Here is an 8,452-nt window from a genome sequence, read left to right as displayed (position 1 = left end):
TTCCCGACTCCCGACTCCCGACTCCCGACTCCCGACTCCCGACTCCCGACTCCCGACTCCCGACTCCCGACTCCCGACTCCCTAAAACCATAGACACAACATCTCCCCATTACTCCCTTTCCTGGCGTTGACATAAAAACCTTAGAAAAGTAGTATGGGGAGAGACTGAGATCAACAGGACCATCGAAGCCCACTCCTAAACGTAAGGATCTAGATAGTAATAACTAGCTAGTATTTAATTTGAGTTTAGTAGTTTAGTTAATTAAGGTGTAGGTAGCCCCGATTTAAATGTTGATAGTTTTTTATAAACCAATTCGGAAAATAAGCCCTTAGTTAGGTTCCACTTAGTTATTCTTACTAATCGATAGCTTTCAGGAAAATTATGTTAATTGGTAGAAAACGTTTAATCCTTAATTTACGTTTAGTGAATAATTATGGGCTGATCTAGCGTTTCTTATAGCTATGAGGTACACAGGATTTTTTACCTCTTGCCTCTTGCCTCTTGCCTCTTGCCTATTATCTGCTCCCTGCTCCCTGCCTTACTAAGGGGGGTTAGGGGGGATTCCTGCTCCCTTTGTCAAAGTGTTTATTTAGCATAACAAGTACGGAATACCCAAACTTTTGCCTAAATCTTGCTAGTATTATATGAGAAAGGAGTTGTTGATTACTATGGCTTAGCAATAAGGGAGACTCTAACAACATCAATCCCCGCAATAGCATCCCTAATTTTCCCCGGGAACTATAAACATCCTCCTCTGACAAAATATGTCGCCCCACTAGTTTTGCATAAACTCGCACCACCAAGTCCGACTTAATCTTCTGCCAAATGAATGGGGGTAGGGGAGTTGCTAACAAGTCATGAGTTAGACATAGTCCAAACAAAAGTAGTCGTTTTCCTCCCCAAGCAGTGGCACGGGCTAAAACCTTTTCCCAATCTAGATTAGGATAGGCGCGGATCACCTCAGCAATATCACAAACTTTCGATAATTCTTTTTGATGATGATGGGCATCTTTTGCTACCTGAACACACAACACCACTAGCAAGTCTTCCCATGCCAGATGCTCTACGGTCTGGTCCATCAGTTGGATCGGCTGTTTGTCCTGCCACAGGGCCTTAAAATCAAGGCGAAACGGAAAATAGGGTTGAGTCAGATTACGATGTACATCAAGGTTAACTAGAGTCCCCTCATGGACATAATTTTGCGACCAGGAAAAGCTGAAGCTACCCAAATGATACCCTAAAGTTCTCAAAACCTCTTTAATTGATTCAAAATCCTGTTCGCTAACTAGTAAATCTAAATCAACAAACTCCCGCAAAGCTAAATCACCATAGGCTGCTGCTGCTAAAGTAGGCCCTTTATAGGGAATAGCGGCAATACCGCGAGCTTCTAGTTGGGGTAATAGCTTAACCAGGGTTCTAGTAAGAGACAAATTATATAAGGTAATTGAGCGTACCTTAGCTTGCATATATTGCCATAAATCAGAGGGAATTTGAGTGCATTCTAGGTAACTAAGATTTCTAACTAATAAAGGCAGTACTTTCTGCTGCTGTGCCATCCCAACAATCCATAGCCAATCTAAATCCTGCTGGACTAATAGTTGGATCTGATCAACTAGGTCAGGGTCTAATTTAGTACGGGCACAGCACAATAACAGTTTAGCTTCTGGACGGACTAATTGAGGAGCAATACCCAAGCCTGATTTTAGCAATTTTTGTATTTATATTAAATTCAAATTTTTTCAATACCGGTCACTTTGTAGGGTGGGCAAAAACCGTTTGATTGTTTTGAGTATTAATGATTATATTACTTTGCCCACCCTACTTTAATTCGTCTTTGTAGGGTGGGCAAAAACCGTTTGATTGTTTTGAGTATTAATGATTATATTACTTTGCCCACCCTACTTTAATTCTTTACTATTGCCTATTGCCTATTGCCTATTGCCTATTGCCTTAAAGGGATAAGCAATGTCGCTCACTCGTCCTGAGAACTGCTATAACTCAGGGAACTGGAGAAGTTTTTTAGCCTTCAATCGGAGTATTTGTGTAAAACTGAGATGCATGCCCTGGTCTGTTTCCCGTTCGCTACTATACATTTGTGCTTGCCAAGACTCGGCATAAAGCCCTCCCTGAGTGACTAATTCATCGTGACTACCGGACTCGACAATTTTTCCGTCTCGCATCACGTAAATTAAGTCAGCCCGCATCGCCAAAGTAAAGCGATGGGTGATTACAATAGCAGTTTGTCCTTGGGCCAAGATACGAAAACGATTTAACCAGTCCATTTCTGCCCAAGGGTCCATGGCGCTGGTTGGTTCATCTAGGATAATAATCGGAGCTTGTCTAAAAAAAGCTCTTGCTAGTGCTAACCTTTGCCACTCACCACCACTAAGATCCACACCTCCTGGGAAAGATGTTCCTAGCAAGGAATTGTACTCTTGGGGAAGTCGTAAAATTCGCTCGTGAATCCCGGCGGCTTGGGCTGCTGTTTCAACCGCTGGTAAGTTTGCTGATTCTGCTAAATTACCAAAGGTGATATTCTCAGCAGGGGTAGCCACATGACGCAGGGGAAATTGAAACAGTACTGTAATTGCCTTGCGCAGATCTGCTACCGAAAAGTTTTTCAGGTCAACACCATCTAGCTCTACACTGCCGGATTCCGGGTCATAAAAGCGACACAGTAGTTTAGTCAAAGTGGTTTTACCGGCACCGTTATCCCCGACAATCGCCACAATTTTACCTGCGGGAATTGTCAAGTTGAAATTTTCTAGCACCAGGTGTTGACTACCGGGATACTTAAAACTTACCTGTCGAAAGCGAATTCCCTGCTGCAAGGATGAGGGAATAGTTTTAGGCTGAGGCGGATCAACAACCTTAGGCTCTAGATTAAGAAATGCGAAAAGATTGCTAACAAATAGGCTGTTTTTATATATTTCTCCTATATTACCTAGCAAGGATTTCATTAATTCTTGTCCTCGGTTAAAAGCTTGATAAAATAGGGCAACATCTCCCATGGTAATTAATCCTAGGAGCATTTGCTGTCCAATCCAAACTATAGCTCCACTTAACACCAGTAAGGTAATTAAGTTAGCACCAAAGCGTCCTAAACTTCGCTGTTTAATCAGTTGCAGATGTTCTAGGCGCAATCGTTGACGCAAGGTTTGATAAGCAGTGCGAAAATGGGTTCCCAGTCCAAACACACGCACTTCCGCCGCCGCCGCACTATGGGTAAGCACAATCTCATAATACTCCAGCCAACGCCGGTCTAGGGTGGTTTTCTGCCACCATTGATGATGGTGGCGATTGAGACGTAGCACAACGTAAAAACCCGGTAGAGTACCAATTACTATGGCTATCGGTAGCAAGATACCATAGGGTAAAAGAATGGCAATTACCGAAATCAAGGTGATGCTGCTTTGTAGTAAAATCCCCAGGTTTTCCATTAAAGCCAAAGAACGACCTCCAGCCCCACTCCTAGCTCGATTTAGGTAGTCGTGGTATTCTGAGGACTCGTAGCAGGCTAAATCAATGGCTAAGGACTGCTGATGTACTAAATCACTGATGTAATCTTGAACTATTTCTGCTTGGGCGGTGCGCACCCACTCGCTAATCCCTTTGAGGATTTCAGTGAGTAATAATACTCCCCCGAATAAAGCAATAGGTAACATTACCAAGCGAATAGTCTCCGGTTGTAATCCAGCCCCTACAACTGCGACTAGTCTATCCACTAGCGATCGCGTTAAATACAATGTCGCAACAGGTAAACATCCTTGTAATACCAATAAAATCAGCCAAGCAATTGTCCAATGGTGAGCAGATTGCCAAATTAGACTCAGGGTTTTTGGTAAATAGGAAGCTAGTTGAACAGTACTACGTAAATTTGAAATCAAAACTGATTAATTTTTAATTTTTAATTTTTAATTTTGAAAGACTGTTGATCAAGTAAATCTGCTGACAGCGATTAGTGATTGACTATTGGTGGGTTACGGCGGACAGCTATCTTAAAAGGTGAGTTTTATACTATTCGCCGCCTAACCCACCCTACGACTAATTACTGACGGCTGACCGCTGACGGCACCTCAAGCAGCGTGCGCGTAGCGCATATGCTTACAGATGGTTTTCTACCAATGCCAAACTCTTTGGTAATTCCTCTAAACCAGGACGACGCACGAGATAGAAAAACGTAACTTCCTTAAACAAAGCCGCGCACTGCTGCACATGGGCTTTAACAATTTCAGGAGCATTTAAGATTTGGGTTTCCCTGGTGTGACGCACCAAAGCAGCAAACGCCATTTGAGGGTTTACCGGTTTGATACTATGCTCAGAACCATAGGCCAAAATATAAATACGTTTTAAAGGTAAGGGTGTGCTTTGGAAACCCTCCTCAAACCTATAGCGAAGCTTATCAGCACCCACAAAAATAGGAGACAATTGTTCCGGCTTATGTCCTAAAGCATCTACCGTTGGTTGCCACAGTTTGAATTGAGGATAGGCTGGTAACACCATCGGCTGTTGAGCGGTGGTATTCACTGCCATTACATCATCGGTTAAAACCGGATAGTTTTGGCAATGGAAAGCATCTGCCAGGGTTGATTTACCTGCACCAGAGTTTCCCATGAAAGCAATCCCTTTACCATTGATATTCACACAACTAGCATGAAGTACCAATAATCCCCTTTGTCGCAGTACTGCTGCCATAGCAGACCCTACAATTGTCGGGCGTACTACTGAGGGGTCTTGGTCTGTTAAGGGATACACTGTAATTTCTCGACCCTGACAAATCAAGAATTTGCCCACTCCCTCTATGTAGCCAAGGACGCGCTCTTTCTCGTTAATAGTTTCGTGAGATAAGTCTTTTATATCGCCAAAACGGATCATAAGATCTGGCTGTCCTTGGGATGGTAATAATTCCGGTAACCTAATCTCAGAATGGATGCATAAACCAAAGGCACTATAACTGTACATTATTATTTATTGTTTTAATTAACTAATTATGAATCTGAGGTATAGTCATTTTTTTTACCTACTTCCTAGTATGGTGGGCAAACGTTGGCCCACCATAATCAATAAGACAGAGAATTTATTCTCTGTCTTAAACTGTGTTATATCTATGAGCATTAAAGATTGATTGACTTCAATTACTTTGGGTGCATCTCAGTTTTGCCAAAATATCAAAATCATGATATTATTGGAAGTCAACTATTTTTAATAATTACTAAAATTTATGAACTTGAGTCCGGAATAAAAGCAAGAGCTAAAAGAACATTTAAAAGCTGTCGCTCAACTTTTAGATCGCCACACACCCCCAGGAAATAAGCAAAGATTTGAGGATATAGAAACAACCTTAAGAGACTATATCCAAGAAGAAGTTTCCCCCATGAGCGACTGCATCAAGACAGGAGAAAAGTTACTCTGGTCAGGAAAAGTGGCAGAGACTTTAGAGTTATTTAGCGGTGCGACCCCGCGCTTTCTCAAAGCGCTAGGGAACGCGCACCGTGGGGCTTAAAAAAGAAAGTAGCACAAAATTTTTGCAACTATAGAGAAACTCATAAAAATCGAATAATTAACTATGAATACTATCAGATATAGCGAATTATTTCACTAGGTTCAGGAGCAATTGAATCGGGCATTAAGCAAATAGGAATGCGATTTCAAATATCAGGATCACAATGGAATATTAAAAATGTTAATAAGATTCTTTTTTTACGCTGTGCTTACTTAAATGGAATGCTTTATCAATGATGTTTTTACAAAGATGATATGCACCCATTACTTTTTCCTTGTCATCTTAGAGATGACAAGGAAAAAGTTGATCAAACTCTACAAATGAATAATTAATTCAGGTGAGTTAGGGTTGTGTGAAGTCACTGGAACCAGTACTGTTGGTAGTAATAGTTCCCGATGTTAAGATGATAAAGTCTTGATCAGCTGTGACACCTTGAGATAGAGTGATCTCTTCCACGTTACCGTGAATAATGAGATCGGGTTGAGTGTAAGTTTTAGTCATTGACTAATCTCCTGTAGATAATAGAACATTTGGATTTGGTAAATACAACCTGACCCTGTGACCCGTAAATCACTCTCAAACTGTCTTCTGATTTTTAGACAGTTTATTGAGTGCTAGGGTCAAGCTTGCACCCAGCCAAATAGTCATTTTTTCCTGAGACGTTAGATTCTTAGCTGAGATTAATTTTTGATAGGTCTTTTGCACAGTGTTGGTGTTTACATAGTTATTAATGGACTCAAGGGGTGTTCCCATAATCCCTTCCAGTTGGGCGCGATTAAATTCCAGTAAACCATGAACAAAATTGTCACTGAGATCCCCTTTTCCTCCTCTCCACTGTATCACCTCTGGAAGGCTTCCCCTCAAAGCACGGCGCATAACCATTCTACTCCATCCCTGACGCAATTTTTGCTCGGAAGGAAGTGCTAAACAAAACTCAATTAACCGCTTATCCATAAAGGGATGACGGGCTTCTATACCAGCAGCAGCAGCGCAGCGATCAATTTGTTCCAATACTAAGGTGAATACTCCCGCATTTAAAGCCTGGAATTGGTTTTTCCTAACGGTTAATGGGGTATATGGTGGGGTAGACCAATGTTTTAATCGTTCTTGTAAACCAATGCGTTCAGCAAACTCTTGGTTAATTAAAGGTGTCGATTTATTACCAGAAACCTGGAAAGGTTGATATCGCCTTACCCACTTTTTGATCAAATCTGGCACTATTGGTCGCAAACCATGCTGAACTAATAGTTGTTTGCGAGACAGCCCGATGTGGCGATGAATTTGCTGGATGGCTTCGATAAATTCTAACCAACCAAACTGTTTAGCCAATTTACGTAGAGTAGGAATGCCGTGAATTTCTACTAAAGTACTAGCTGAAGTACCAAAGTTATGGGCCAATGTTTTGGTTTCCTGGGCAAAAACTGCCCATTTTCCTTGAGAGGCTAATTCGGTGAGTCGATAAATGCCGTGGGAAACTATATTATCACCATCATGTCCATCTAAAAGAATACGAACCCCTTGTTTTTTAGCAATTTGATTCAATCGCCACGGAAAATAATAATTGGGGCCAGGAAACGCCTCATCCTCATACTCAAAAATCTGATCAATGTCTGAGAGAGGTCCTATTTGGTCGCCAGCAATAAAATGGGGTATAAACTCCCCTTGATTTAATACTGCCTCAATAAAGGATCGTTCATCGCATTGTTTGAGGGTATCAAAAACACAGGAAAAGGTATGTAATGGCGGCTTTTTTGTCTCAGCTAATAAATCCCGTGCGACACAAGTAATCGACGAGGAATCTAAACCACCACTTAACTGAGAACCAATGGGAAAAGCACTACGTAAACGACAGCGCACCGCCTCGGTAAAGATTTCCCGAAAGGCATCTGCATAGGCTTGATCGGATTCTAAATGCAGTTCTTTGCTTGGATCTAATGACCAATAAGACCAAGTTCGCAGTTCAGTTTGATTAATAATCAAACTATGGGCTGGAGGTAAGCGGAAAACATTTTCATAAGTAGTAATAACCTTGTCCTCTAGCATTAACATAATAAAGTCAGCAATCCGGACTTCGTTAATGCGTTGAGGAATCTGAGGTAGGCAAAATAAAGCCTTCATCTCAGAAGCAAACAAAAAAGCTTTCTCTGCTTGATAATAATAGTAAAAAGGCTTAACACCAAGATGATCTCTGGCACAAAAAAGCTGTTGCTGAGACTGATCCCAAATGGCAAAAGCAAAATCCCCCAACAGGTATTGGGGACAGTCCTTTCCCCATCGGTGGTAGGCGGCTAAAATTAAATCGCTGTCGGTAATTTTTTCCGGCTCTTGCTCTGCTAATTCCAAGGTAGTAATTAGCTCATCCCGATTATCAATGCGAGCATCAGCGGTTAAAATACAATTACGCTCAGAATCCACTAGGGGTTGGACTTCTAGCAAAGACTCCGGTGTTGTCCACAACATCCGATGACCAAATCCCACCTCCCCCTCACACCAAACATTAGCTGCGTCAGTTCCCCGATGGGCTAAGGTATCTAACATCTGGCTGAGATCGGTTTGCTTTACTGCACAACCATCAAGATCAAAAATTCCAACAATACCACTCATGGTTAATGCTTTCCTAAGGATGGTAGGGTTTTGAAACGAGTTAAATCCGGCAATTGACCAATGACAACTAAGCCCTGATTTTCCACCCAAGCGTGAGCTTCTAGCTGTCCTGATTCTCCCTTAGCAACCCCAATACGTAATTGAGGAACATAGCCATACTGAACCATTAAGGTATAGGTTGTTAAAGCCCTTGCTAAACACTTGACTTTCCCTGGCATATAACGGCTAGTTATGTTTACAGCCCACAGGATGTGATTAAGTTTAACCAGATTGGCTGTGTGAGTAAAACGATAGTGACTTATCTGTTCTAAGCGCTGGTGTAAGGTTTGAAAGGATAAAAACTA

Annotated in this window: 5 protein-coding genes and 2 pseudogenes; 1 reads left to right on the top strand and 6 read right to left on the bottom strand. The window is 41.7% G+C overall.

Annotated features, from left to right (window positions below):
* Nucleotides 1–552: 552 nt before the first annotated feature.
* The 3 genes from F6K20_RS14255 to F6K20_RS14245 all read right to left on the bottom strand — a co-directional run bounded on the left by F6K20_RS14255 (nucleotide 553) and on the right by F6K20_RS14245 (nucleotide 4,963).
* Complete coding sequence (locus tag F6K20_RS14255) at nucleotides 553–1,710, bottom strand: nucleotidyltransferase domain-containing protein (protein ID WP_009149821.1); 1,158 nt, start codon at nucleotides 1,708–1,710, stop codon at nucleotides 553–555.
* A gap of 282 nt (nucleotides 1,711–1,992) precedes the next feature.
* Nucleotides 1,993–3,888 (bottom strand): ABC transporter ATP-binding protein, encoded by a 1,896-nt coding sequence (locus F6K20_RS14250; protein WP_287253566.1) that lies wholly within the window; start codon nucleotides 3,886–3,888, stop codon nucleotides 1,993–1,995.
* A 217-nt stretch (nucleotides 3,889–4,105) separates the two neighbouring features.
* On the bottom strand, nucleotides 4,106–4,963 hold the full coding sequence (locus F6K20_RS14245) for a hypothetical protein (protein ID WP_009149819.1): 858 nt from the start codon (nucleotides 4,961–4,963) through the stop codon (nucleotides 4,106–4,108).
* Nucleotides 4,964–5,387: 424 nt separating this feature from the next.
* On the opposite strand from F6K20_RS14245, the pseudogene F6K20_RS40660 reads away from it, so the two are divergent.
* A pseudogene (locus F6K20_RS40660) lies at nucleotides 5,388–5,740 on the top strand (hypothetical protein); the annotation flags it as partial.
* A 106-nt stretch (nucleotides 5,741–5,846) separates the two neighbouring features.
* On the opposite strand, the gene F6K20_RS14230 reads toward F6K20_RS40660, so the two are convergent.
* The 3 genes and pseudogenes from F6K20_RS14230 to F6K20_RS14220 all read right to left on the bottom strand — a co-directional run.
* Entirely contained in the window at nucleotides 5,847–6,005 is a 159-nt protein-coding gene (locus F6K20_RS14230) for a lasso peptide (RefSeq protein WP_009149818.1), read from the bottom strand.
* 75 nt (nucleotides 6,006–6,080) lie between these two features.
* The gene (locus F6K20_RS14225; RefSeq protein ID WP_287295050.1) at nucleotides 6,081–8,108 is read right to left on the bottom strand and encodes a lasso peptide isopeptide bond-forming cyclase; all 2,028 of its coding nucleotides are present in this window, start codon (nucleotides 8,106–8,108) and stop codon (nucleotides 6,081–6,083) included.
* Nucleotides 8,109–8,110: 2 nt separating this feature from the next.
* Nucleotides 8,111–8,434: pseudogene (locus F6K20_RS14220) on the bottom strand (lasso peptide biosynthesis B2 protein); the annotation flags it as partial.
* Nucleotides 8,435–8,452: the final 18 nt, after the last annotated feature.

Source organism: Moorena sp. SIO2C4, assembly GCF_010672485.1.
Classification (GTDB): Bacteria; Cyanobacteriota; Cyanobacteriia; order Cyanobacteriales; family Coleofasciculaceae; genus Moorena; species Moorena producens.
The sequence above is the reverse complement of the archived record's forward strand: the minus strand, read 5'-3'. Positions and strand labels throughout refer to the sequence as shown.

Excerpts from the sequence above, each read along its gene's own strand:
- F6K20_RS14245 (WP_009149819.1), bottom strand. The coding sequence starts at position 4,963 with ATGTACAGTTATAGTGCCTTTGGTTTATGCATCCATTCTGAGATTAGG.
- F6K20_RS14230 (WP_009149818.1), bottom strand. The coding sequence starts at position 6,005 with ATGACTAAAACTTACACTCAACCCGATCTCATTATTCACGGTAACGTG.
- F6K20_RS14225 (WP_287295050.1), bottom strand. The coding sequence starts at position 8,108 with ATGAGTGGTATTGTTGGAATTTTTGATCTTGATGGTTGTGCAGTAAAG.